This window comes from Thalassospira sp. A3_1, assembly GCF_017744215.1.
Lineage (GTDB): Bacteria > Pseudomonadota > Alphaproteobacteria > Rhodospirillales > Thalassospiraceae > Thalassospira > Thalassospira lucentensis_A.
This window is the reverse complement of the sequence record NZ_JAGHQQ010000003.1, coordinates 457,769-482,872: the sequence shown is the minus strand read 5'-3', so window position 1 is coordinate 482,872 and position 25,104 is coordinate 457,769. Positions and strand designations below refer to the sequence as shown.

Sequence of the window (25,104 nt, the reverse complement as noted above, 5' to 3'; positions counted from 1 at the left end):
TTGGTGCTTGCTCTTGTGGCGAAATATCATGTAGGCAAAGGCAGGATGTTTTCATCCTGCCTTTTTCTTTGTCGGAGCCACCGCTGTGACCATAACCACCGTAGACAGCGCATCTGCGCGGTTTCAATCCTATATCGATCGCCACGCAAACGGGCAGGAACCGATGGAAGATGCGCCGCGTCTTCGGCAGTGGATCATTGACCATCAGGCCGATTTTGCCGCGATCATGGATTGCGATCTGAAAAGCTGTCCGAAAATCGTCTATGACTTTTCACGTAACGGGGATGTCGTGATTGGCGGCACCAGCGATCCGGCCCGGCAGACCGAAATCATGTGGCGGCAGATGGCCGATGCCAATGCGCCGGTCGGTATCGGGCGTTATCGCGAAGACCGGATATGCTATCAATCGGAACAGTTCAAAAATGATGGCGAGGCCCGAAGCCAGCATCTGGGGATTGATCTGTTCGCCCCGGCGGGAACGCCTGTCTATGTCCCGCTTGATGGCGTCGTGCACAGCTTTAATGACAACAATCTTCACCTTGATTACGGACCGACCATCATCCTTGAACACAATCCGGAACCGGGTGTGACTTTTTACACGTTGTATGGTCACCTCAGCCGTGAGTCGCTTGACGGATTGTATGTCGGCCAGCCGGTCGAAAAAGACCATCTGCTGTGCACCTTTGGTGATTTCCCGATCAATGGTGACTGGATCCCGCATCTGCATTTCCAGATCATTTTCGATATGCTGGACAAAAAGGGCGATTATTTCGGGGCGGCCAAGCCATCGGAATGGGGTATCTGGGAAAGTATCTGTCCCAATGCCAACCTGATCCTGCAAATGCCGGAAAATGTGACCGCAAACCGGAGTGGCCAGTAATGCAGCCGCGACTTAAGGCTGGTATCTGGGTGCGCGGGCAGATTGCCATCTGTCAGTCAAAGCTGATTACGGCAATGGTCGCGCACAAGGGCAATGAAGATGCCGGTGCGGTTCTGCTGAAGCTCAATCGTTTTGCGGCCGGATGCTATGTCTATTCGCGTGTCACGACACTTGATGGCGATATGGGCTGGATGCAGGTGGCAGGGGGACCGGATGGCGGGCGCGAAACGGAATTTACCTGTGACGAATACTGGCGCAAGCAGGTGAAATTTGATCGCGATGTCTGGGTGCTTGAGGTGGAGGATCACAAGGGCGAATACGAACTGGATGCGCCGCTGGTTGATTTCTGATGGATCAAAATTCGTAAGTACAAAATCAAAAAGGGCCCGCAAATAATTGCAGGCCCTTTATTTTTCCAGCGAACGCTAATCAGGCGGTACGCTGCAGCAGGTGGTAACCGAAATCGGTTTCAACCACGTCGGACGTGGTGCCGACTTCCATGTTGAAGGCAGCCGCATCAAATTCCGGAACCATCATGCCGCGGCCAAAGAAGCCAAGATCGCCACCCTGCTGACCAGACGGGCAGTCAGAGTTTGTTTTGGCGACTTCAGCGAAGTCGGCACCATTGGCAATCTGGTCTTTGAGTGCGTTGATTTCGGTAAGCGCTTCTTCCTTGGTGCGGGTTGCACTGGAGCGTGCCGAACCGGCATACATCAGAAGAATGTGCGATGCGCGAACTTGTTCACTCATAACTCGTCCTTTCTTCCGCGGGCGGCTTGCACACCGCGGATTTTCTGCAAGATTAGAAGTTTATGGAGAAGGCAAAGGGTCCAAACCGATGTGCAGGCGTATATTCACGTGTACATGGGCTTGGGCCCTAGACTTTCTCCATGCCTTGTGGCTTGTTACGACAAAATGATCAGAGATGAAAGAGAAGAGGCGTTTTAATGCTTGCTGTTGTTTCTCCGGCAAAGAAACTTGATTTCGAAACCGATGCACCTGAAATGGTCGTTTCAGAACCGCAATTTCTCGACGACACCGAAGAACTTGTTGAAGTTGCGCGTAAAAAAAGTCGCAGCGACCTGATGAAGCTGATGGGCATCAGCGAAAATCTAGCTGATCTGAACTATCAGCGGTTTGCCCATTTTTCACGTCCTTTTGATCGCACAAACGCCAAACCGGCAATTTACGCGTTCCGTGGTGATACCTATGTCGGACTTGATGCTGACACGATGGGCCAAAAGGATATCGATTGGGCTGAAAACCATTTTCGGATGCTTTCGGGCCTTTACGGGCTTTTAAAGCCGCGTGATTTGATGCAGCCCTACCGTCTTGAAATGGGAACGCGGCTTTCGAACCCGCGCGGCAAGGATCTTTATGCCTTCTGGGGGGACAAGATTGCCAAACAGCTCAATGCGATCACCGCTGATCACAAGAACCGCAGCCTGATCAATCTGGCGTCGCATGAATATTTCAAGTCGGTGAAAAAGGATGTACTTGACGGTCCGGTGATCACGCCGGTCTTCAAGGAAGTCAAAGCCGGTGTTGGCAAGGTCATTGGCTTCTCGGCCAAACGTGCACGTGGCACAATGGCGCGCTACATGATCGACAATCGTCTGGAAAAGCCCGAAGACCTTAAATCGTTCGATGTGGAGGGTTATCGCTATCAAAAAGACCAGTCGAATGATAACGAGTGGGTCTTTACACGCGAACATGACTGATAACAGAACAGGTGCGATCGTATGACCGACGATCATCTCGAGCAGCTTGAAGATGACAATCATCTGCCGGAATCTCATCCGTTTTCCGGATATCTGCGGACCTTTTTCCGTGGGCCGGGGCGTTCACGCAGCCTGACGCGTGAAGAGGCATTTGACGCCTTTTCAATGATCCTGCGTGACGAGGTTGAGCCGATCCAGTTGGGCGCGTTTCTTTTGATGCTGCGTTATCGGGCGGAAACGCCCGATGAACTGGCTGGCATGATCGAAGCCGTGCGCAAGGCTGCCCGTCTTGAACTTGATGACGAAAGCCTGGTGCCGGAAAAATGTCATCCTATGCTGGATTGGCCATCCTATGCAGCAGGGCGTTCGCGTGGCTTGCCGTGGTTCGTGCTGTCGGCGATGTTGCTGTCGCGCAATGGCATACCGGTTCTGATGCATGGTTATAACTCGCATCTGACCAACGGCGTCGGTACTGAGGCCGCAGTCAAGGCCCTGAAGCTGCCGCTGGCAATGTCTGCAGATGAAGCACGTTCCGATATCGCATCCAAGGGCTTTGCCTATTTGCCGTTGCGCCATATTCACCCGAAACTTCAGGAATTGATTGGTTTGCGGCCGTTGCTCGGCCTGCGCAGCCCGGTCAACACCTTGCTGCGTCTGCTTAACCCGTTGCAGGCGCGTGCGGCGTTTCTCGGTGTATTCCATCCGGCGTTTCTTGATGTCCACCGGGAAACCGGCAAGCTTCTGGAATTGCCGCGTATTGGTGTAATCAAGGGCGGTGGCGGCGAGGCGGAACGTACACCGTTCAAGCATGTTGATCTGCGTATGCTTGATAATGGCGAGCTTAGTGATGTTCGCTGGCCCGCTCTTCTGTCGCGGACCGAAAAGGACGACGAAGATAACAGCCCGGTGACCTTGCAGCATTTTCTGGCCGTCTGGCGTGGCGAGGTCGAAGACAGTGCTGCCATCGCGCGCATCAAAGGCAGTGCAGCAATGGGTGCGTTCCTAGCCGGTAAAGCCGACTACATGGACGAGGCTGAGGCATTGGTCGAAGGCTGGTGGGAGAAGCGTGATCGCAAGATCGGGTAACCGTGACGGCCTGCAGGTGAAAATCAAAACACAAAAGGGGATGGTCAACGCCATCCCCTTTTTGATGTTCAGAACGAAGAATTCGGTTCCTTCAGGAACGCTGTTTCTTCGAGAGTGGATTCCCGGCCAAGGATTGCATTGCGATGGGGGTAACGCCCAAAACGATCAATGATCTGTTTGTGCCTGATTTCATAGTCGTGATTGTTTTCCAGACCCGGCTGGTCAAACAGCTTTAGTGCAACTTCGTGGATCGCTTCTGATTCCGAATGCATATAAGGCATATAGAGAAAGCATTTTTCGGCGGGTTTGGTTAATTTCATGTCAAACCCCTGGGCAACGGCTTCCTGGGCCAGAACAAGTGCCATCGTATCGCAGGCAAACGCACCGGGTTTGTCGCGATAGATATTGCGTGAAAACTGATCCAGAATGATGATTTCTGCCAGTCGGCCATGTGCGGTTTTTCGCCAGCCATATAGCTCCCCGGCTGCCGCGGCAGCATGAAAATCGGCAAAGCGTTCAGTGATATGACGATCAAGCGTGATATCTTTTTCAAACCATTGTTTGGGTTCTAGTTCCTTGAGCCAGAAAACGAGGATGGATTCAGGTTTCATGAGGGCTTCCCGTTTTTTGATGTTGGCGCAGCATAGGCGAGCATGTAGGCGCCAGCAAGTCAGGCTTGGGATATGACGCCGTCCTGAAGGCGGACTGAACGCGTCGCGACCTGATCAAGAAACAGCCGATCATGTGAAATGATCAGCATTGCCTGCGGCAGGGACCGCAGAATTTCGATCAGACGTTTTTCGACATCGGCATCAAGCCCGTTGGTTGGTTCGTCAAGCAGCAGAATTTCGGGCGACATCGCTAGCACGGTCGCAAGCGCCACCAGTCGCTTTTCACCACCGGAAAGCTGATAGGTGATCCGGTTTTCAAATCCGTCCAGCCCCAGATCTGATAGCGTTTGCAGAGCAATTTTTCGAGCATCTTCACGTGATTGACCAAGGTTGAGCGGGCCAAACATCACGTCTTCAAGAACTGTCGGGCAGAAAAGCTGATCATCGGAATCCTGAAACAGCAATCCGATCCTGCCGCGGACGGCGCGGAATTCGGCTTCTGTTTCGCATCTTGACCCAAGAATGGCGATCTCGCCGTTCTCCACCGGGACCAAACCCATCAGACAATGCAGCAGGCTGCTTTTGCCAGCACCATTAGCGCCCAGCAGTGCCAGTCTTTCACCAGTGTGCAGGGACAGGTTGACACCATTCAATACCTTGCGCCCGGAGGAAAAGGTGAAATGCAGGTTTTTGACAGTGATCAGCTCAGCGCCGGACATGCGACCTCCAGCCCGATCAAAGTACCGATGAGAAGAATGGTCGCCGCCGCAAACAGATAATCCTGCGGGCTTAACCGGGGCAAGGAGCCGAAATGCATATGACCGTGATACGCACGACATTTCATCGCCCAAAGAATGCGTTCCGAACGATCATGGCCGCGTACCAGCAGCATCCCCAGTAAATACCCAAAACTGCGCCAGCTATGGCGATTGTTGCGCGCGACAAAGGCGCGTGCCCGCATGGCAAGACGCAGGCGCAGATATTCCCGCCGCAAAAGATCGATATAGCGAACGGTGAACATGAAAAGCGTCACCAGCTTTGCCGGAATGTAAATTCCCTGCAAACCCCGCCCCAGAAGGATTGCATCCATTCCGCCCACCAGTGCAATCAGAACAAGGATCGCCGCATTTGCCTTAAGCGCGATCAGGATGGCCTGAAACAACCCCTGATAACTGGCGTCAAAATCCCAAAAGGTGAACATCACCTGACCGGGAACGGTAAAGGGCAACATGATCAGCATCACAAGGATAAAGCCATCCATGGCCAAAACCATTTTAAGCGTTCTGGGCCAGTCGGGTTTGGCAAAGCCGGTAATGATGGCAGCGATCAGAACCAGCATTGCCAATGGTTGCCAGCTTGAAAAACTGACCGCAGTTATGATGAGCGCGAGAGCAGCAAGTAAACGAAATCGTGGATCAATTCGCGACAGAATCGAACTGGATCGTGACGGTACAAGGACATTTGTCGCCCCGATCATGGTTTTTTATTCTGCTGACGGGGGCGTGATTTTACGGCCTGAAACCAAGCAAAGGCCCCGAATATTCCGACGATGACACCGATGCCACCCAGAAGGTCGGAAAATCGGACCTTGTCCTCATAGGCAACCAACTGCTCGCGCAGGGGCCGGACATGGCGGGATACAGCAGCGTCAATCAGGCTGTCCAACTCGTCCCGTGAAAGGGTGACTATCGCGTCAGAAGTGGCCCTGGCAATGGTTGTCGATGACGGGCGTGTTTTTTTGCTTTGGACGGACGAGGCCGTGTCAATCTGGCTGACATCGATATTAATGTCTTCATTACCTGACGGCAATTGATCGGAAAGCTCATCACCATTGATTTTGAAGCTGGCGATATGGCCATCACCGGAATTGGCTTCGATGACATAATCCTGCCGGTGACTGACGCGAAGTTTGAATTCGCCCTGATCATCTGTCTTTCCGGCAAAGACAACGCGGCCTGTATCATCGAGAAGTTGGATTTCTGCATCTTGCGGCCGGGCGCCCCCCCCGAAATAGGCATAGCCGTCGATGACGTCACCGTTTCCCATCGCAAAAACGTGCAGGCTGTGTGCCTGTGCATTGACGGATGTGAACAGCGTGCCGATCAGAACTGCAATTGCATATAAAGCGGGAAATCGGGGCATCTATCAGGCAACGCTTCGAAGCGAACCGGCGGGGGCCAGCATGACCGGACGGACTTTCTTGACGAGATGAACGGCTGCTGCGGTGAGGATACCTTCAACCACCATAACCGGGATGTGGCTCATGACGACAAGCTTTGCCGTCGGAACAAATTCCTGTCCGCTGGCGGCAAGTGACAGGCCGACCATCATGCTTGAAAGGGCAATAGCACCGGACCCGGCAACAAAACCCGCCAGCAGGACCAATTTGCCTTCGGCACGTGCCAGAAACGGTGAAACCAGCCACCACATCAAAACGGCGGGCAGGGCTATATTGACTGTATTGACACCCAGAACCGTAATGCCGCCGAAACCAAAGAAAACTGCCTGCAACAACAGTCCGATGAATATCGCCGGGAAAACGGACCAGCCCAGCATCAAGCCAGCCAAACCATTGACAATCAGATGCGCACTGCTTGGCCCGACGGGAACATGGATCAGGGAGGCAACGAAGAAGACGGCACTCATCATCGCCACGCGGGGCATCGCATCAATATCGATTTTGCGAAGCCCGTAGCCGATGCCGGCAACAGCCAAAACCGCACCAGTGACAACGACTTCACTCGATAGGGCTCCGTCGACGATGTGCATGGTCAAATCCCTGTAAAGCGTATTTGCAACCCATCGGCTTGCAGGCGGGCGTGCAAACGGATGGAACGGCGCATTGATTTTATTCCGGTGGGGCAGACAGGCGATGAAACCTGCCTGAAAAGCGTAGCGATTTCGCTGTCGCGAAGTCAAGCAGGTTTCATATTTTTTATAAATAAGTATGACGATGCTGTGCGTCTGGTCGGTAGCATCAGTCCATCGCGTTGGTTTTGACCCAGATGACACCGCCGCGTTCGACCGGAACCTGATCGTTCGATCCGGGGGCGGCCATCGTGCCATCTTCGATCAGGGCGGCAAACGCCCACCAACCGTCACGTGGCATGGCATAGGTGAAAACACCATTGCCATCGGCCTTGATGACCTGTGTTGAAAAACTGTCGTTCGGCAGCGTGATACTGCCATCATTAGCATATTCAATCTCGACCTCGGCAAACGGTACCGGTTCACCATTGTGTCGAACGATCCCACTAAAGACATTGCCGGTCCAGATGCCATAGGGGCGCGTCAGGGGCTCTATTTCGACCGGGAAGCCGACCATCTGATTCCATTCTTCGCCTGCACCAAACGCATCAATGATCGTTTTGGTGTATTGGATGATGTATTTGCCCTCGGACGGTTCGAAATAAGGAACCGGTTCGACATAAAGGGCATATCCGCCGGGGCGATCAATGCTGATTGTTGCGTCAAAGGCCGCTTTGTCATCGACCGTCTTTGCCACCAGACTGTCGCCAAGGTCTGTTTTCTTGCCGTTGGTTTGAATGCCAAATTGAACCGGGCGGGCCATTTCCATTGCCGGGCCGTTTGTCATTGGATGGGTAAAGGTCAGATCGACGTCAACATCGCGCCCGGTTTCCTGTGTCACCACATTGGTTGACGGGATCATCTTCTGGAAGTGGGCCTGCGCATCATGTTGTGCACTGATCAGCAACCCAAATGAAAAACCCATGGTCGTGATAAACCGAAAAGGAAACGACATCTTTCTGTCCTGTGATGCTGAAATGATGCCGTAGCCTATGGCGACCGATTTGCCGGGTCAATCCATTGAAATGAAATATTTCATAAAATATTTTAAAACGTATGATTTCCTAAAGTGTATCGAAACCGGCGAGGAGGGCCGGTTTCGATATGGTCAGATGACATTGTTAGTTGGATGCCTCAATCAGTGGTTTGTCATCGGTTGCTGATGCCAGTCCAACATGCTTCTGGCGTTGTTTCTGTCGCCATGTGTCAAGGAACAGCAGGATTGGTGCCGCGATATAGATCGATGATGTCGTGGCGATCACAACACCGAACACCATCGGAACGGCAAAGCTTTCAACAGCAGACCCGCCCCAGATTGCCATTGGCACCATCGCAAACAGGGTTGTAAGAGACGTGAAAAGGCAACGGGCAAGCGACTGATTGATCGACATATCGATGATTTCACGCATCGGCATCTTTCGATAAAGCCGTAGATTTTCGCGCATCCGGTCATAAACCACCACCTTGTCATTGACCGAATAGCCGATCAGGGTCAGCAGGGCGGCAATGGCGGTCAGATTGAAGTCGAGTCCCATAACCGCGAAAAAGCCGATTGTTTTGGTCACATCAAGGACCAATGTAACAATCGCGCCAACGGCAAACGGCCATTCGAACCGCCACCAGATATAGCCCAGCATTGCGAGGCTTGCGAAGATGACGGCACTGACACCGGACTGAGCGAGTTCACCGCTGACTTTGGGGCCAACGACTTCGGTGCGTTTAAAATCCGCTGCCGGATCAATGGATTGAACTGCTTTCTTGACGGTTTCGACAACTGCGGTTTGTGCCTGTTCGCCGCCCGGCTGACGTTCAACCCGGATCAGGATATGGCCATCCTTGCCGATATCCTGAAGGCTGACATCGCCAAGCCCCAATGTTGAAAGTCCCTGTCGCAAGGTTCCAAGGTCAAGGGGACTGCTGCCGTCATCCAGATTGCCTCCTGCAACTTCGATCTGAATACCGCCCTTGAAATCAACGCCGTAATCAAGACCGGGTTTGAAGAACAACCCGATTGAAATGGCTGACAGCAAAAGCGACATACCGATGCCAAAAAAACGTGCCCGCATGAAGGAAATGCTGGTTTTTTCGGGCATGAAACGCCAAAGCGGTTCAATAACGAGCTTTTTCATCCGTGTGCGCCAGACGATTTCGGTCATGATGACCCGAACAACGGCAACCGCGGTAAACATGGAAATCAGAATGCCAAGACCCATCGTAATGGCAAAGCCGCGCACCGGGCCTGATCCGAACTCAAACAAAAGAGCAGTGGCCATAAGGGTTGTGATGTTTGAATCCACAATCGTGGCATAGGCACGCTTAAACCCGGAATCGAGCGCCATGAAGGCCGAAAGCCCTCGTTTGGTCTCCTCACGGATACGTTCGTTGATCAGAACGTTGGCATCCACGGCTAGCCCGATCCCCAGAACAATCCCGGCAATACCGGGAAGGGTAAGTGTCGCACCCATAAGACCAAGGGCACCGAATGTCAGCATGACGTTCAGACCCAATGCCAGATTGGCAATAAGACCCCAGCGGCCATAAAGGAAAAACATCAATCCGGTTACCAGAGCCAACCCGATCAATCCGGTATAAAGGCCCATTTCGATTGCATCGGCTCCAAGGTCAGGGCCCACAGTTCGTTCTTCGATTACGGTCATTGGGGCGGGAAGGGAGCCCGCACGCAATAGGGCTGACAGTGTCGTCGTTTCGCCGACCGTAAAGCTGCCGCTGATCTGGCCTGAGCCACCGGTTATTGCCTCCCGGATAACCGGCGCACTCAGGACTTCGTTATCAAGAACAATGGCAAAGGGTTTTCCGACATTGGCACGTGTGATATCGGCGAACTTTGCCGCACCGGCCGTATCAAACCGGAAATTGACAACCGGCTGATGGCTTTGCGGATCAAAACCGGCATGTGCATCTGTAAGATGATCGCCCGAAAGGGCCGGAGTACGATGCAGGTAATAGCTTTGGCCGTCCTTGTCTTTCAATGTAAGGATACTACTGTCGCGCCTGTCTGTGCCGTTACGGTCGGCCAACATATAGAAGCCAAGCTTTGCCGTGCTTCCCAGAAGTTTTCTGACCTGAGACGGGTCCTGAATGCCCGGTAACTGCACCAGGACACGATCACTGCCAATCCGTTGGATAGTGGGTTCGGACACACCGATCTGATCGATCCGGCTTCGAATGATCTCTAGGCTTTGCTGGGCGCTGGCGTCAACCCGATTGCGAATGCCTTGTTCGCTAAGTGCTATATAAATGCTGTTATCGCGCGGTGTTGTAATGACAAATTCCGCTGTCGATCCGTGTCGCGGTGTATCAACTTGCGCATTGGTAAGGTCTTTTAGGGCATCAAGGGCAGCGTCGTGATCCTTGGCGTCAGGCAGGGTTACAATCACCTGATCTTTGCTGATCTGAATGTTATCAGTCGCAATATGGGCCTTGCGGAGGGCCGTTGTCACATCGTCACGCGCGATTTCAAGCCGTTCGGCAATCATTGCTGCGGTATCGATTTCCAGAACAAGGTGCGATCCGCCTTTGAGGTCAAGCCCAAGGGCAACCTGTCGGGTGGGTAAAAAGGCTGGCCAGTTGGCAAGCTGGGCCGGATTGAAAAGGTTAGGCAGGGCTGTCAGGAATCCTGTCAGAAGGACAAGGGCATAGACAACCACACGCCATCTTGATGTACGCATGAAAAATTAACTCCGCACAGCATTCGAGCCGGGCCAGTTTGATGCCCGGCGGTGCTGTCACCTGATATTTCTGGAAACACGGCGCTGATCTGGCCGCAGTTTTAATTAACGGAAATCAGGCCCGAAAGGGCGGAGCACGCGGAGAAACCGGAAGAGTTTCTGCGCTATGTGTCGTGATCGTACCCGCCACAAAGATTAGGATCGCCCATTGCGCGGCGGCATGCGGTGTGACCGACGGCACAACTGCGGCATCATCGGGGAGGGTTGGCTGATGGGACGGTACATCGTCCGGGGTCTGGCGATTGCCTGCGATGGCACGATCTGGCGCCACCGGAAGGACTGCTTGCGACGGACCGCTATCGTGATTGACGGTGTTAAACGGATAGGGGAAAGTCACCCCATCGGAAAGCGGCTTGGCGGTGATTGAGGTTCCACCACCAAACAGAACAAGCGCGCAAGCGATCAGGCAAAATGCAACATGGCGCAACAGACCCGGCAGGGACTGGTTGCGCTCGGAATGATCTGTTGCCTCTGCGGCTTGGCTGACTGGTTGCGGCATGATGGTCCGGCACGCGATGAAACAGCGCCAGATATGGCGTGACGACCAAAAAAAACAAGCCCGAAAATAAAAATCTTGTCGGAGAGTCCGAGGTAAACAAGAGGAATACGGAATGCTCAGGATGGTTTATGTCACGCCGGATGGCGGGCGTCATTGGGTGGATTCTGCCTGGCGGGAAACCGCGACACTTCATAATGCGGTTGCCAATTGTGCGCCTGGTGATCTGATCCGTTTGATGCCGGGAAACTATTTCCTGCCCGAGCCAGTCGATATTCCGATCAGCGGGCTTGAAGATCAGCCAATCATCATTCGCGGTGAATATGGTGCGATACTGGACGGTCGTCGTCCGCCCGATCCGGAAGTCTCGGCAACCGATCCTGGATGTGCCAGATATGCGGCGTTTCGCATCATCGGAAAGCGCCATATCCGCCTTGATAATATCCGTATCGAACGCGCATGGCCCAGTGCCGTTTATATCCGCGACAGCAACGATCTGACATTCAAAAACATGCAAATCCGTGGTGGAACATATGCCTTTTATGCAACGGGCGAGAATGCATCACGCATCACCATCGAAAATTGCGACTGGATTCAGGATGACGTGATCTGGCGTTACCTTGACTGGGCGATGATCCATGATGGTGAAATCACGCCGGGCAAGGAAGCCCCATATCGATATCTTAACGGTGCATTCTTTGGTGCGGATGACATTGCGGGCGATATTCTGATCCGTGGGAATGATATTCGACATTGCTATAACGCCATTCGAATGGATGTATCCGCGGCTAATATGCAAAAGCCTATCGGCAGTTTTAATCGCAATGTCCGGATAATCAATAACCGGTTCAGTTTTGTGCGCGATAACCCGGTCGAACCCGAAGCAACCGCTGTTGGCTGGTGGGTGGCCTATAACCAGTTCTATAACTGCCACAAACTGTTTTCGCAGGATAATCTGGCCGGCGGGTATTGGTATTATTTCGGCAACCGCGGCTGGTTCGACAGCCGCCCGGGGCCGGAAGGTGACGAAAATAATGGTGGTGCCGTTTTCAAATTAGGCAAGGCAAGCCATGCGCAGCCAAACCTGCCATTTGAATGCTTCCACAACAGCTTCTTCCTACGCCAGAAATACGTTAAAAAGGGCGCGACCAGAATGTGGCAGAACCGTCGCAATGCCATAGGTTATGCCGATCCGGCGACATTGCCGGTCAATCTGATGTCAGTAGATCAGACATTGTTTGGTCCGACCGATGAACTTGATCTTGGAGAAGATCGCAGCGTGATGTTTTCCGGTGATTTATGCAATCATGCGACCTATCCGGCGATATTCGATGCTTGGTCCGGCGTGCTTTGTAATCCGCGTCCGGCTTTGGGGCCGATATTCAAGGCGGGCATTTGCGGTGATCTGGAACTGGTTCCAGACCATGCCGAAGGATATGACGATGCACTTGAAGTTCCAATGCCAGACGGCACTGTCTGGAAATCCGATCCCAAAAGCTGGCCAGGGGCATTAACTGGCAAAAGGTTGGTTGCCGGGCCGGACTACGTGCCGGTTGATTTGGCATATGTCCGAGCCAGGATCGACGAAAACAATTAAAACGCAGGGGATTAGGTGATCTGGCGACGTTGTCGTAATATTGGGTATGGCTTGCCGCGAGGTGACGTAAGCGTAAATATATTGACTTGTAAGTCCCGTTGTTGCGATGCTGCGTTATTGCATTCATTCAATAAGAAAAAACATGAACGATAAGCTGTACAGCATTACCGAGCTTGCCGAAGAGTTCGACATCACGCCACGTGCCATCCGGTTTTATGAAACCAAAAGCCTGCTGTCGCCACAGCGGGCGGGTGCCACGCGCGTATACAATTACCGGGATCGTGCGCGCCTTATGCTGGTGCTGCGTGGCAAGCGCCTTGGTTTCTCGCTTGAAGACATCAAGGAATATATTGATCTATACGACGCCGAACGGTCGGGGGCCGATCAGCTGGCGCATCTGATGCTGGTTGGGCGTCGTCGCATTTCCGAACTGGAACAGCAGCTTGAAGACGTTCAGACAACCTTGGGCGAACTTCGTAAAATTGAAAGCGAAGCTGCCGATGCGTTGCGCGAAAAGGGGATCGACCCGGAAAAGGCATTGGCATATATCAAAGCCAAACTGATGCCTGAAACCGTGTGACTTGCTGACACTATCGAATTAGACAAAAGCCCGGCCAATATGACCGGGCTTTTTCATGATGGATCAAGCCGATATTAGGCAACGTCGCGTTGCAATGGCAAGGTGACCTCGAATACTTCCTCGTCGGCAAGATATTTGCGCGAGAATCCCAGTTTTTCACAAAGCGTCAGCATCCGGCGGTTATCTGGTAAAACCTGCCCGATAAAGGTCCCTGTTCCTTTCTGGCGGCAATATTCGATCATCTTTTCCATCAGCACACGGCCAAGGCCACGACCCTTGATGTCCGAGCGCACCATAATCGCATATTCGGCATGTTCATTATTGGGATCGATCACGACCTGAACAATACCGTGGATTTCTCCTTCTTCTGGACCATTTGGCACGATGGCAAGGAAGGCCATGTCTCGGTCGTAATCAAGCTGTGTCTGGCGGGCCATTTCCGAATGCGGCAATTCACGAACGGATCCAAAGAACCGGAAATGGATATCTTCGGGTGTCAGTTTCGACATGAATTCATAGTGCTTCGGTTCGTCCTCGGGTTTGATTGGGCGCAGCAGATATTTCGTTCCGTCATCCAGGATCAGTTCCTGTTTCAGATGACGCGGATAGGGATGGATCGCCAGACGCTGGTCATCGCTAACCACTTTCGGTGTTACCTTGATGCGGGCATCCAGCGCAATCACGCCGGTCTGATCAATCAGAAGCGGGTTCATGTCGAGTTCAAGGACTTCGCCAAGATGCACGACCAACTGCGACAACCGCACCAGCGTGACGTAAAGCTGTTCGAGGTTGACCGGCGGTACATCGCGATAGCCGCGCAGCAGATTATAGATGCGCGTACCTTCAACAAGTTCGCGTGCCAGCTTCATGTTCAATGGCGGCAGGGCCATGGCCCGGTCTCGGACCACTTCGACCTCGACCCCGCCATGACCAAACAGGATCACCGGGCCAAAAATCGGATCGGTGGTCATGCCAACGATCAATTCACGCGCACCTGCACGCTTGATCATTTCCTGAACGGTAAAGCCACGCACCCGGGCATTCGGGAATTTCTGTTTGACGGTGCGCAGCATTTTGTTGCCAGCAGCGCGCAGTTCCTCGTCACTGTCGATATTCAGAACAACACCGCCAACATCGGATTTGTGGCTGATATCATCCGAGAGGATTTTAAGCGCGACCGGATAGCCGATGGCATCCGCCGTCTCGACGGCGTCATCAACTGATTCTGCGGCTACGGTTTTGACTGTATTGATGCCATAGCATTCCAGAACCGCCTTTGCTTCCGGCTCGGTCAGCATATCGCGCCCCGAATGGATGGCAGTATGGATGATCTGGCGTGCCTTGACCGTTTCCGGCGTAAAGTCCTGCGGAACTGATGGTGGTGTTTCCATCAGGACTTCCTGCAATTTGCGGTAATTCACCATATGCTGGAAGGCCGCGACCGCGTTTTCTGGTGTACGATAGGTCGGAATCCCGGCGGCATAAAACAGGTTACGGGCCTTGGCGACCGTTGCCTCGCCAACCCAGTTTGTCAGGATGTTCTTGCGGCTGTCCTTGATGGCATTAATTACGCCTTGGGCAACTTCAACCGGGTCTGTGATGGCGGTCGGCGCATGCATGACCAGAAGGCTGTCGATATTAGGATCTTTCAGAACCGCATCAATCGACTTTGCATATCTTTCGCCCGGGGCATCCCCGATAATATCGACGGGGTTCGCATGTGACCAGGTTGAGGGCAAAACACTGCTAAGCGCATCAATGGTGCTGTCTTCGAGTTTGGCCAGTTGGCCGTGCCGTTCAATCAGGGCATCAACCGCCAGAACGCCAATGCCACCCCCATTGGTAATAATGCCAAGCTTATCGCCCCGGAACGGACGCATGCGAGAAAGTGTCTCGGCGGCCGAAAACATTTCCGTGACCGTGTAAACGCGCAGAACACCGGCACGTTTGATAGCTGCATCAAACACGTCATCGGCACCCGCCAGCGCGCCGGTATGTGAAGCAGCAGCGGCGGCACCTTCGGCAAAGCGGCCCGACTTGATACACAGGATCGGTTTGTTGCGCGATGCGGCGCGGGCGGCGGAAATAAAGCCGCGACGTTCCTGAATGGATTCGATGTACAGCATGATAGCGCGCGTGTTGGGATCGGAACCCAGATAATCGATCACATCACCGAAATCGACATCGTCGCATTCACCAAGCGATATAAAGTGTGAAAAACCGATGCCGCGTGCCGCCGCCCAGTCGAGAACTGCGGTACAAAGTGCCCCGGACTGCGACACAAACGCGATTTTGCCACTGCCGATGCTTTGATGGCTGAAACTGGCGTTAACCCCGATACCCGGCACCATCAGGCCAAGGCAGTTCGGACCAAGCAGGCGCATCTTGTTGCGCGCGGCAATCTCAAGCATTGCCTGTTTGATGCTGCGGGTTTCGTCATGCTTCTCGGCGCCAAGGCCAGCCGTCAGGACAATGGCTGCCATGCATCCCTTGGCAGAAAGGCATTCCATGGTCGGAATAACGGCCTTGGGTGGGACGCAGATCACGGCAAGTTCGGGAACGACCGGCAGGCTTTCAACATCTGGGTAGGCCAGAACACCGCCAATCGACTGGCTGCGCGGATTAACCGGCATGATCGGGCCGTCAAACCCGCCTGCGAGCAGATTGCGCATGATCACCTGACCCACGGAATGGGGCCGGTTGGACGCGCCAATGACTGCGACGGACTTGGGTTTGAAAAGATGGTCGAGATTAATGGTACTCATCACCGAATTCCCGCTTTGCCTTTTGGCTGCGCGTCCTGTTGACAGGACCGCGGCCCGGATAAAATTGGTTTGGCATCAAACCACCCGGCGGATGGCATGTGTGCACGTGCGAGATCGTATTACGGTGACAAGTATATTGATTTGTTATGAGTCAATAAAGCACTGATGACCCGAAGATTTTACAGGAGTGTCACATCCTGTTCCTATCGAAACGATCTTGTGTTTCCCGACCGATGCTGCGTGCCACCGGATAGGGCCTTCAGCCACGGTGGCAGGTGAAAAAAGCTCATGAGCAAATACATCACAACCATGTCGTTAAAGTACGATGTATCGTCCGTCGTCAGGCAAATTATATCCGTCCTGCTGGCATTAGGTATGCCGGTGACAAGCGCCATGAGCGCAAAGGCCGGGGATGCGGCAAATGGAAGCAGCCGAGCTATCCGGAGGATGGCGGTATATCCACCATCCTTCGAAGCCATGCCGCCAATATATCTCCCTTGGCGATGCTCTTTGCCCATTTTGTATCTCTTGCCTGATGGGCCTAGTGGCATGCGGTTTTCTTGACGCTGTCAAACAGGCCTTCGACCGAACCGGTTTCAGTTTCGGTTTTCATTGCTGCCATTTCATACAGGTCATGGTGCCGCACCCATTCCATTTTGTTCGGGACATCTTTTTCGTCCCGCCCCTTGGGCATAAGATCAAGCAGTCTGTATGTGCCCATCATGGCGTCGACCCCGCGGCCATAGGTCGAATAGGTATGAAAAACCTCGCCGCAGTCGTTTTTGATGAAGGCACTCAGCCCCGGCCATTCTTCGAAGGCATGTGGCCATTTGCCGTAGTTGTAGTGAATTTCACCTTTGGCTGTTTCTTCCGAGGTGAAGCTGACATGGAAATTATAGTTGAATTCACTTTCATGCGAGGAAACCCAGCTGAATTTCCAGCCCATGCGTGCGCGAAACCGTTCAATATTTGCAAGCGGCGCACGTGAAACGGCGGTGAAAGTGACATCGCGCTGCGCCATATGGACCGTTATACCGTCCATATGATCTGCCATGAACGAACAGCTCGGGCAGCCTTGCTCCCAATCGGGTCCGAACATGAAATGCTGGACAAGTAGCTGGCTGCGACCGTCAAACAGATCAGCAAGAGAACGTTTTCCATCAATCGTATCGAACACGTAGTTTTTATCGATACGGACATATGGCAGTTCGCGGCGTGCTTCAGCGATCTCGTCGCCAAGACGGGTTAGTTCCTTCTCGCGAACGAGAAGTGCCTTGCGTTCGGAAAGCCATTCATTGCGGCTGACGATACGCAGGTTTTCCGTGTTAGGTTTGGAAATCATTTTGGCATTCGTCATTGCTGTTTTCCTATCTTTCGGTTGACGATAGGCAAAGGTTAGGCGAAGGGCCGTTCAACCGGGGAGTAACAAACGTGACGCAATTTGGGATGCCTGAATGGTCATAATGGATTCCCTGATCACAGCTGCCGCACGAGCCTTGTCAGCCGGTGATCCGCTTGGCGCGTTAAAATGCGTCGGTCTGCGGGATGATCCGCCGGCACTGGCACTGCGCGGTATTGCCTTGGCCCAGTTGGAGGATTTCGATCGTGCCAGGGCACTTCTGAAACGGGCCGCACGCGGTTTTGGTGCATCGGAACCTTTGGTACGTGCGCGTTGCGTTGTTGCCGAAGCTGAAATTGCACTGGTGTCTCGTGATCTGGGATGGGCCGAAAAGGCCCTTGATAGCGCCCGCCGGATACTTGAACAGCGTGGTGATCATGTGAATGCCGCGCATGCAAGGCAGCTTGAAATCAGGCATGTTTTACTGACAGGACAGTTTGAACAGGCCGAACAAATGCTCAGCGAAATCAATCCGGACATTTTGCCGCCGATTTTGCAGATTTCTCATGAAATGATCCTTTTTGGGATTGCTGTGCGGCGTCTTCAGGCGGGGGTGGCCCGCGCGGCCCTTGAACGGGCAAATCATTTGGCGCAGACGGCAAAACTGCCGGTCCTGATCGCGGAAATCGAAAAAGCATATGTAACTTTGAATGCACCGGCAGCGCGGCTGATCGCAAAGGGCGAGGAGCGGCTTGTCATCCTGCAGGAAGTCGAAGACCTGATGGCATCGGACATGCTTGTTATTGATGCGTGCCGGTATGGCGTTCGCCAGGGGCAGGTAGCAATTTCGCTTTCAACCCGGCCGGTGCTTTTCAACCTTCTACGTATTCTTGGCGAAAGCTGGCCCAAAGATGTCCCCAGAGATTCTCTTTTATCCGGGGTATTTGGTGCCCGTTATGTCGATGAAACGCATCGTGCCCGATTGCGGGTCGAAATCGGTCGGTTGCGCAAACTGATCCAGGTTTTCGCAAATATTACGGCAACCGATTCCGGCTTCATCCTGAAGCCTAAATCTGTCGGAAAAGATCAGTCGGTAATGGTTCTGCTTCCTCCGATGGAGGATAATAACGCGAACATTCTTGCGCTTTTGGCTGATGGCGAAGCATGGTCGAGTTCGGCATTGGCGATCGTGCTTGATACCAGTGCACGGACCGTGCAAAGGGCGCTTGAAGAATTGGCGCGTGCTGGCAAAGTTCGTGCAATTGGCCGCGGACGCGCACGGCGATGGACGTCACCTCCACCGCCCGGTTTCACGACAACATTGTTACTCCCTGGCCGACTTCCCGTTGACTAGGCTGTGTCTTGTGTAAGCGAAACACAATCATAGAAAGGGCTTGAAAATGACTGATCGAAAAGCTGAGATTCTTGCCGAATATGGGCCTTTCCCGGGTATCGATAAGGTGCATGGGGTAACATATGATGGACGCCATGTGTGGATTGCTGCTGGTGAAACGATCCATGCAATTGATCCCGACAACGGAACCCCGATACGCATGATTGAAGCCGCTGCCGATGCTGGTACGGCCTTTAACGGTAGTCACATTTTCCAGATCGCCGAGGATCGCATTTACAAAATCGATCCGGAAAGCGGCCATGTTCTGGATTCCATTCCGGCACCCGAAGGTGGCAATTCCGGCATGGCCTGGGCAGAAGGCAGTCTTTGGGTAGGGCAGCATCGCAACCGGAAAATCCATCAGGTCGATCCGCAAACGGGCGAAGTCCTACGCACGATTGAATCAGATCGTTTTGTCACCGGTGTTACCTGGATCGATAACGAGCTGTGGCACGGAACATGGGAAGGTGATGAAAGCGACGTTCGCCGGATTAACCCGCAAACCGGCATGGTTCTGGATCGGTTGACAATGCCAGCCGGTGTTGGTGTATCCGGTTTGGAAAGCGACGGTATCGCGCGTTTCTTCTGTGGTGGTGGTCCCAGCGGCAAGGTTCGGGTCGTCGGGCGTCCGGCACGGCCATAATCGTCAGTGAAGATGCCCGTGGTTGCCTTCGTCATCAAAACGATCGGACTGTTCTATCCATTCCTCGACCTCGTGGGCACTTTGCATCGCCAGCGCAATTTCAAGGTCGTTTTGAACATGGGCGAGACTGTCAAACATCGGGCACCAGCCAAATGCCTGAATACGTTCATCTGTCGTAGATGAAATCGTATACAGATCACCATCGATCCGGTGCACAAGGCCATGGATGACGTCATCTTCACCGATGATCATCCAGCCATCCGTTGCACCGGCAAGCGTGCCAAGCTTCACTTGCTTCAATTCGATTTTGGCTGTTTTCATGGTTGATCAGTCCGATTTCTGGGGCAGGTGTAACAATATCAAAAGAAAAAGGGACCGAACAAGTTGTTCGGTCCCTTTTTAATTGGCTCCGGCAGCAGGACTCGAACCTGCGACCCAATGATTAACAGTCATTTGCTCTACCAACTGAGCTATGCCGGATCAGGGTTGACGCTCCGTTCGAAGCGCGTGGCAGGGGTATAATAAAACGGCTTTGTTCCCGCAAGACCTTTTTGTGAAAAAATGACCCGAAATTTGTCTTTTTTAACTGTACCGGGATATCCGTCGCTTTCCGGTTTATTGAATACAGGTTTCCTGTACCTTTAAATGCTTACGGGACCGGATGACCTTGTGCGGCGACCAGAATTTCAAACCAGTCCTGACGGTCAAACTGAGTGCTGCAAGACAGTGTCGCGTCTGCAATGCGATGGGCTTTCATGGTGCCAAGTACTGGCACCGGCTGACAGGGCAGGTGAAGCAACCAGGCTATCGCTACTTCGGCAATGCCGGGCAGGGCGTATTTGTCGCGCATTCTTTCAAGAACGGGGCGCAGACGTTTGGCTGCCACGTCGTTTTCGGTGTTAAACAGGCGTGCGCCGCCCAGTGGCGACCAGATCATCGGGTGAATGCGGTTTTGTTGCATCTGATCGAATGTGCCATCAAAGATCGCAGCAAGTTCTAGCACCGAACATTCGACCTGATTCGTGGCAAGCGGCACATCAAGGCGGCTTTGCAAAAGATTGAATTGTGACGGAGTGAAGTTTGAAACACCGAAATGGCGTACTTTTCCCGCCCTGCGAAGTTCGTTGAAGGCTTCGGCAATCTCGTCTGCGATCATCAGGGGATCGGGGCGGTGGATCAAAAGCATGTCGATATGATTGGTTGCCAGATTGCGCAGTGAATTTTCAACCGATTGCAGGATATGGGCCTTGGTCGTGTTGTAGTGATTGATCCGGTGATCTGGCCGCGTATCCTTGACCAGTGCCACTCCACATTTGGTGATGATTTCCATTTTGCGGCGCAATTCCGGCGCTTTTGCCAATGCCTCGCCGAAATAGACCTCGCATCCGTAACCACCATAAACATCGGCATGGTCAAATGTCGTAATTCCAGCATCAAGGCAGGCGTGGACCAGTTCCAGAATATCTCCGGTATTCCTGATATCCGCGCTGTTGCGCAGACGCCATGCCCCCCACGCCAGTTGCGAGAAACTCAGATCCTTGGCCATTTGGCGGCGCGAGACAGGAGATGACATCTATCGGTCCTTCCGGAAATTCATTGCGACTGGTTGCGTCATTGGTAGCAATTTGCGGGGCAGGGCACAAAAGCAAAAACCCCCGGAACAGAGTTCCAGGGGTTTGTGGCTCCGGCAGCAGGACTCGAACCTGCGACCCAATGATTAACAGTCATTTGCTCTACCAACTGAGCTATGCCGGATTAGTGGAGGCGCGAGCCGGAATCGAACCGGCGTGCAAGGATTTGCAGTCCTCTGCGTAACCACTCCGCCATCGCGCCTTAGCGTTGGCTGGCCGGTGTATAGCCCTATCGAACACAGGCCGTCAAGCACCCAATTTTACATTTTTGAACAGAATGCAGACCGGGGGATCGCCAACAAACAATTTGCGCCCGGGTAAATCCATTCTGGATATGTTTTCAACATGTTTTAGCGAATAATTGCTCCGATCTTCTTGATCCGTTGTTGTCAGTTGCCCATGTGCTGACTATAAACAGGGCAACATCTGTGACGTGGTTTTGGGGACAAAGACCGGTTGCAGGCTTTTTCTCGCGAGAATTTTCAGGTCAGATAAACATGGATTACCAAATCGCGCGCCGTAACATGGTGGAAAATCAGGTTCGGACCAACAAGGTCACCGATCCCTTGGTCATCGCTGCGATGGAGGAGGTTCCACGCGAACTGTTCCTGCCGGAAGGCAAACGTGGCATTGCCTATGTCGATGAAGATATTCCTGTCGGAAATGGCCGGTATGCGATGGAGCCGATGGTAATTGCACGCCTGATGCAGTCTGCCGAAATCTTACGGAGCGACGTCGCCCTGGTGATCGGTGCGGGATATGGCTATACGGGGGCGGTTCTGTCACGTGTTGCCGAAACCGTGGTTGCGGTCGAAAGCGACAAGGAAATGGCATCGATTTCCGAAAAGACCTTCCAGGCTCACAGCTATGACAATGTCATCGTCGTCGAAGGACAGCTGGCCGACGGCTATGCCAAGCAGTCACCTTATAACGTTATTGTCTTTGACGGTGCGGTTGCCGAGGTTCCGGCCAATATTCTTGGTCAGTTGTCCGAAGGTGGTCGTTTGCTGGTTGTGGTCCGTGCACCGGGCAAGGTTGGCGTCGCACGTCTTTATGAACGCGAAAACGGTGTTATCGGGCATCGTGATCTGTTCGATGCGAACATCCCCTATCTTCCAGGGTTCGAGCCGGCGGAAAGCTTCGTATTCTGATATGACTTTGTTTTGCCCGGGGATATCTCCGGGCAAAATTTTATCTAAACCAGCCGAACAACCTATCAGGAAACCAAGGCAGGCAAATGGTGTGCGATATCCGATGCAGTGAGCTGGCAGCGAGCCTTGACGGAACCAATCCGCTATTACTGGTCGATGTCCGCGAAGATTGGGAATTAGAGATTTGCGCAATTACGGGCGCGATCCATATTCCTCTTGGCAAACTGGCTGGCCGGGCAGGGGAACTTGACCCGGAAAAGCCGGTAGCACTTCTTTGCCATCATGGTGTTCGCAGTCGCCATGCCGCGATGTTGCTTGAGGATCGCGGATTTAAAGATGTTTTTAATGTTGCGGGCGGTATAGATGTCTGGGCGTTGGAAATTGACCCGGATATGACACGTTACGATTGATGATTTGACGGTGGGAAAAGGCGGCAATTTTATTTTTTCTCAAACAACTGCCTCTTTTCTTGGAAAATTTTCGTTCCGTCGTTACCATATGCGAAACTGCGCCGGGGTCGGGACTTGGTGTAGGATCTTACAAGGGTAGATAAATGTTAAAACGGTTCTTGCTGACCTGCAGTATTCTGGCCACCGGTGGCATCACTGCCAATGGGGCTTCTGCAGAGAGCCTTGAAGAAGCTTTGATCAAGGCATATCAGAGCAACCCGACGCTGGAATCCGGCCGTGCGGCGCTCCGTGCAACGGATGAAGAAGTCTCGCAGGCGCTGTCAAACTGGCGCCCGAACGTTTCGCTTTCGGGCGAAGCTGGCTTCCGGGACTTGGATACTGATCAAAATGGTACTGAAACCGACAACAGTCTGACGCCTTATACTGTTGGCGCAGAAGTTGTTCAGCCACTGTATCGTGGTGGTCGTACCGTTGCTGAAACTGATCGAGCGGAATCGCGTATCCGTGCGGCACGTGCAGCCCTTCGTTCTTCTGAACAGGATGTGTTGCTGCAGGTGGCGACTGCTTATTTCAACGTTCTGCGTGACACAGCAGTTGTCGAATTGAACCAGAACAACGTTCGCGTTCTGGAACGTCAGCTTGAAGCAACGCGTGACCGTTTTTCGGTTGGTGAAGTGACCCGTACCGACGTTTCACAGGCCGAAGCCCGTCTTGCCGGTTCCAAGGCCGATCTGATTTCGGCTCAGGGAAACCTTGCAAATACCCGCGCGCAGTACGAGCGACTGGTCGGGAACAAGCCCGATAATCTTGAAATTCCGAACCCGCTGTCTGGTTTGCCGACCAGTGTTACGGATGTTCTGGCTATTGCCCAGGAACAGCATCCGGACGTGGTTCAGGCCCAATATACCGAAGACGCGGCAAAATCCGACATTCGCCTGAGCGAAGGCTCGCTGTATCCGGAAGTCAATTTGACCGCCGGTGTTCAGCGTGCTTACGAATCCTCGCAGGAGGATTTGACTGCTGATAGCGCCGAAGTCCTCGCTCAGGTCACTGTGCCTCTTTATCAGCAGGGCGCGGTTTATTCATCGGTTCGTGCCGCGAAACAGACTGCTGGTCAGGCCCGTGTTCAGGTCGACGAAGCACGTCGTGCGGTGATTGAGAACGCCACCAGCTCTTGGGAAACCCTTGTGACAGCACGTGCCAGCATCGAGTCCCAGCAGGCACAGGTCGCTTCAGCCGAAGTCGCCCTTGATGGTGTTCAGCGCGAAGCATCTGTCGGTTCGCGTACCGTTCTTGATGTTCTTGACCAGGAACAGGAATTGCTGCAGGCACGCGTTAACCTTGTTGGTTCGCGCCGTGATGCCGCGGTTGCCGAATTCCAGGTCAAGGCAGCGATGGGCGCCTTGAATGCGCAGGTTCTCGGCCTTCCGGTCGAAATTTATGACACTGAATCCAACTACAATAAAGTCAAGGATCAGTGGTGGGGAACGGACTGACCTGAATACTGGCAGGGCCCTCGGGCCCTGTTAGACCTTGGGGAGAAGGGCGGTTCGGTAATGAAATCTAGTGCGGAAGTTAAAAAATGAGTGACGGGCAACAAGAACCTTCAATGGAGGACATCCTCCAGTCCATCCGCAAGATTCTTGCTGATGAAGGGGATGACGACAAGAAACAGGCCGCTCCTGAACCAGAACCGATGCCGGAACCTGAACCAGAGCCCGAACCGGAAATAGAAGAAGAGATCGACGAGCTCGAACTTGACGAAGAGCCCGAAGAACTTGAATTCGACGAAGAACCCGAAGAACTCGAACTTGACGAACCCGAGGAAGAGCTCGAACTCGACGATATGCTCGATTTCGACGAAACCCCGGAAGAAGACGAATTCGAAGAGCCCGAACCAGACCCGATTGATGACTTCGATGAACCCGAACCGGCAATGCCAGCGGTTTATGAGGACGACGAAGATGACGAGCCGCTGATTTCGCGTGTTACCGAAAACACGGCAACCGGAACCATCTCGGATTTGGCGCAAGCCGTTGCAAAGAAACGCGCTGTTGCTCTCGGCCTTAATGCGGGCCATATCACGCTTGAAGATCTGGTGCGTGATATGTTGCGCCCGTTACTTAAGGAATGGCTTGACGAAAACCTTCCCTATATGATCGAACGCCTTGTGAAAAAGGAAATCGAGCGGATCGTGAACCGCGCCGAAGACCTGTAGGCGAGCCGAAATATGATTTACAGCGG

Annotated in this window: 25 protein-coding genes and 3 tRNA genes; 12 read left to right on the top strand and 16 right to left on the bottom strand. The window is 53.2% G+C overall.

What is annotated here, in order from left to right:
- The first annotated feature begins 85 nt into the window (after positions 1-85).
- On the top strand, positions 86-880 hold the full coding sequence (locus J7395_RS15720) for a peptidoglycan DD-metalloendopeptidase family protein (RefSeq protein ID WP_209222280.1): 795 nt from the start codon (positions 86-88) through the stop codon (positions 878-880).
- The gene (locus J7395_RS15715; protein ID WP_062959991.1) at positions 880-1,230 is read left to right on the top strand and encodes a DUF1491 family protein; all 351 of its coding nucleotides are present in this window, start codon (positions 880-882) and stop codon (positions 1,228-1,230) included. The genes J7395_RS15720 and J7395_RS15715 overlap by 1 nt, the downstream gene beginning before the upstream one ends.
- Positions 1,231-1,309: 79 nt before the next feature.
- On the opposite strand, the gene J7395_RS15710 is transcribed toward J7395_RS15715, so the two are convergent.
- Entirely contained in the window at positions 1,310-1,630 is a 321-nt protein-coding gene (locus J7395_RS15710; RefSeq protein ID WP_062949019.1) for a peptidylprolyl isomerase, read from the bottom strand.
- A gap of 197 nt (positions 1,631-1,827) precedes the next feature.
- On the opposite strand from J7395_RS15710, the gene yaaA reads away from it, so the two are divergent.
- Complete coding sequence (gene yaaA, locus J7395_RS15705) at positions 1,828-2,601, top strand: peroxide stress protein YaaA (RefSeq protein WP_085644805.1); 774 nt, start codon at positions 1,828-1,830, stop codon at positions 2,599-2,601.
- A gap of 21 nt (positions 2,602-2,622) precedes the next feature.
- Positions 2,623-3,687 (top strand): glycosyl transferase family protein, encoded by a 1,065-nt coding sequence (locus tag J7395_RS15700; protein WP_062949015.1) that lies wholly within the window; start codon positions 2,623-2,625, stop codon positions 3,685-3,687.
- Between the two features lie 68 nt (positions 3,688-3,755).
- On the opposite strand, the gene J7395_RS15695 is transcribed toward J7395_RS15700, so the two are convergent.
- The 8 genes from J7395_RS15695 to J7395_RS15660 all read right to left on the bottom strand — a co-directional run bounded on the left by J7395_RS15695 (position 3,756) and on the right by J7395_RS15660 (position 11,354).
- Complete coding sequence (locus J7395_RS15695) at positions 3,756-4,298, bottom strand: DUF924 family protein (RefSeq protein WP_209222278.1); 543 nt, start codon at positions 4,296-4,298, stop codon at positions 3,756-3,758.
- A gap of 59 nt (positions 4,299-4,357) precedes the next feature.
- Positions 4,358-5,017 carry an ABC transporter ATP-binding protein gene (locus tag J7395_RS15690; RefSeq protein WP_209222276.1) on the bottom strand — a complete coding sequence of 220 codons (660 nt, stop codon included), beginning with the start codon at positions 5,015-5,017 and terminating at the stop codon, positions 4,358-4,360.
- Complete coding sequence (gene cbiQ / locus J7395_RS15685) at positions 4,999-5,775, bottom strand: cobalt ECF transporter T component CbiQ (RefSeq protein WP_097050311.1); 777 nt, start codon at positions 5,773-5,775, stop codon at positions 4,999-5,001. The genes J7395_RS15690 and cbiQ overlap by 19 nt, the downstream gene beginning before the upstream one ends.
- Positions 5,772-6,440: a hypothetical protein gene (locus tag J7395_RS15680; protein ID WP_209222274.1), complete on the bottom strand. Its 669-nt coding sequence runs from the start codon at positions 6,438-6,440 to the stop codon at positions 5,772-5,774. The genes cbiQ and J7395_RS15680 overlap by 4 nt, the downstream gene beginning before the upstream one ends.
- Before the next feature lie 3 nt (positions 6,441-6,443).
- Entirely contained in the window at positions 6,444-7,067 is a 624-nt protein-coding gene (gene cbiM, locus J7395_RS15675; RefSeq protein WP_209222272.1) for a cobalt transporter CbiM, read from the bottom strand.
- A gap of 208 nt (positions 7,068-7,275) precedes the next feature.
- Complete coding sequence (locus tag J7395_RS15670) at positions 7,276-8,061, bottom strand: DUF4198 domain-containing protein (RefSeq protein WP_209222270.1); 786 nt, start codon at positions 8,059-8,061, stop codon at positions 7,276-7,278.
- Between the two features lie 166 nt (positions 8,062-8,227).
- A complete protein-coding gene (gene secD / locus J7395_RS15665; protein WP_209222268.1) occupies positions 8,228-10,795 on the bottom strand; it encodes a protein translocase subunit SecD in 2,568 nt (855 codons plus the stop codon).
- Between the two features lie 115 nt (positions 10,796-10,910).
- Positions 10,911-11,354, bottom strand: coding sequence for a hypothetical protein (locus J7395_RS15660; protein ID WP_209222252.1), 444 nt, complete (start codon positions 11,352-11,354; stop codon positions 10,911-10,913).
- 112 nt (positions 11,355-11,466) lie between these two features.
- Between J7395_RS15660 and J7395_RS15655 the strand changes: the two genes are divergently transcribed.
- Positions 11,467-12,948 carry a right-handed parallel beta-helix repeat-containing protein gene (locus J7395_RS15655; protein ID WP_209222250.1) on the top strand — a complete coding sequence of 494 codons (1,482 nt, stop codon included), beginning with the start codon at positions 11,467-11,469 and terminating at the stop codon, positions 12,946-12,948.
- 142 nt (positions 12,949-13,090) lie between these two features.
- Entirely contained in the window at positions 13,091-13,528 is a 438-nt protein-coding gene (locus tag J7395_RS15650; RefSeq protein WP_209222248.1) for a MerR family DNA-binding transcriptional regulator, read from the top strand.
- 74 nt (positions 13,529-13,602) lie between these two features.
- On the opposite strand, the gene J7395_RS15645 is transcribed toward J7395_RS15650, so the two are convergent.
- Positions 13,603-16,293 (bottom strand): bifunctional acetate--CoA ligase family protein/GNAT family N-acetyltransferase, encoded by a 2,691-nt coding sequence (locus J7395_RS15645; protein WP_209222246.1) that lies wholly within the window; start codon positions 16,291-16,293, stop codon positions 13,603-13,605.
- Positions 16,294-16,834: 541 nt separating this feature from the next.
- Positions 16,835-17,650 carry a DUF899 domain-containing protein gene (locus tag J7395_RS15640; RefSeq protein ID WP_247742203.1) on the bottom strand — a complete coding sequence of 272 codons (816 nt, stop codon included), beginning with the start codon at positions 17,648-17,650 and terminating at the stop codon, positions 16,835-16,837.
- Positions 17,651-17,747: 97 nt separating this feature from the next.
- Here J7395_RS15640 and J7395_RS15635 point away from each other — a divergent pair, with 97 nt between their 5' ends.
- Both J7395_RS15635 and J7395_RS15630 read left to right on the top strand, forming a co-directional pair.
- A complete protein-coding gene (locus tag J7395_RS15635) occupies positions 17,748-18,986 on the top strand; it encodes a helix-turn-helix domain-containing protein (protein ID WP_247742202.1) in 1,239 nt (412 codons plus the stop codon).
- A gap of 46 nt (positions 18,987-19,032) precedes the next feature.
- Positions 19,033-19,668, top strand: coding sequence for a PQQ-binding-like beta-propeller repeat protein (locus J7395_RS15630; RefSeq protein ID WP_209222244.1), 636 nt, complete (start codon positions 19,033-19,035; stop codon positions 19,666-19,668).
- A 3-nt stretch (positions 19,669-19,671) separates the two neighbouring features.
- Here the strand turns inward: J7395_RS15630 and J7395_RS15625 are convergent, their stop codons facing one another.
- The 5 genes from J7395_RS15625 to J7395_RS15605 all read right to left on the bottom strand — a co-directional run bounded on the left by J7395_RS15625 (position 19,672) and on the right by J7395_RS15605 (position 21,501).
- A complete protein-coding gene (locus tag J7395_RS15625; protein WP_062948989.1) occupies positions 19,672-19,989 on the bottom strand; it encodes a hypothetical protein in 318 nt (105 codons plus the stop codon).
- Positions 19,990-20,072: 83 nt separating this feature from the next.
- Positions 20,073-20,148 (bottom strand) — tRNA-Asn (locus tag J7395_RS15620).
- A gap of 169 nt (positions 20,149-20,317) precedes the next feature.
- On the bottom strand, positions 20,318-21,241 hold the full coding sequence (locus tag J7395_RS15615) for an aldo/keto reductase (protein ID WP_209222242.1): 924 nt from the start codon (positions 21,239-21,241) through the stop codon (positions 20,318-20,320).
- A 106-nt stretch (positions 21,242-21,347) separates the two neighbouring features.
- Positions 21,348-21,423 (bottom strand) — tRNA-Asn (locus J7395_RS15610).
- A 4-nt stretch (positions 21,424-21,427) separates the two neighbouring features.
- A tRNA-Cys gene (locus tag J7395_RS15605) sits at positions 21,428-21,501 on the bottom strand.
- Positions 21,502-21,796: 295 nt separating this feature from the next.
- Between J7395_RS15605 and J7395_RS15600 the strand changes: the two genes are divergently transcribed.
- The 4 genes from J7395_RS15600 (at position 21,797) to J7395_RS15585 (ending at position 25,078) form a co-directional block, all read left to right on the top strand.
- The gene (locus tag J7395_RS15600; protein WP_209222240.1) at positions 21,797-22,450 is read left to right on the top strand and encodes a protein-L-isoaspartate O-methyltransferase; all 654 of its coding nucleotides are present in this window, start codon (positions 21,797-21,799) and stop codon (positions 22,448-22,450) included.
- 86 nt (positions 22,451-22,536) lie between these two features.
- Complete coding sequence (locus J7395_RS15595) at positions 22,537-22,860, top strand: rhodanese-like domain-containing protein (RefSeq protein WP_209222238.1); 324 nt, start codon at positions 22,537-22,539, stop codon at positions 22,858-22,860.
- 143 nt (positions 22,861-23,003) lie between these two features.
- The gene (locus J7395_RS15590; protein WP_209222236.1) at positions 23,004-24,356 is read left to right on the top strand and encodes a TolC family outer membrane protein; all 1,353 of its coding nucleotides are present in this window, start codon (positions 23,004-23,006) and stop codon (positions 24,354-24,356) included.
- A gap of 113 nt (positions 24,357-24,469) precedes the next feature.
- Positions 24,470-25,078 (top strand): DUF2497 domain-containing protein, encoded by a 609-nt coding sequence (locus J7395_RS15585; protein ID WP_062948979.1) that lies wholly within the window; start codon positions 24,470-24,472, stop codon positions 25,076-25,078.
- Positions 25,079-25,104 lie beyond the last annotated feature (26 nt).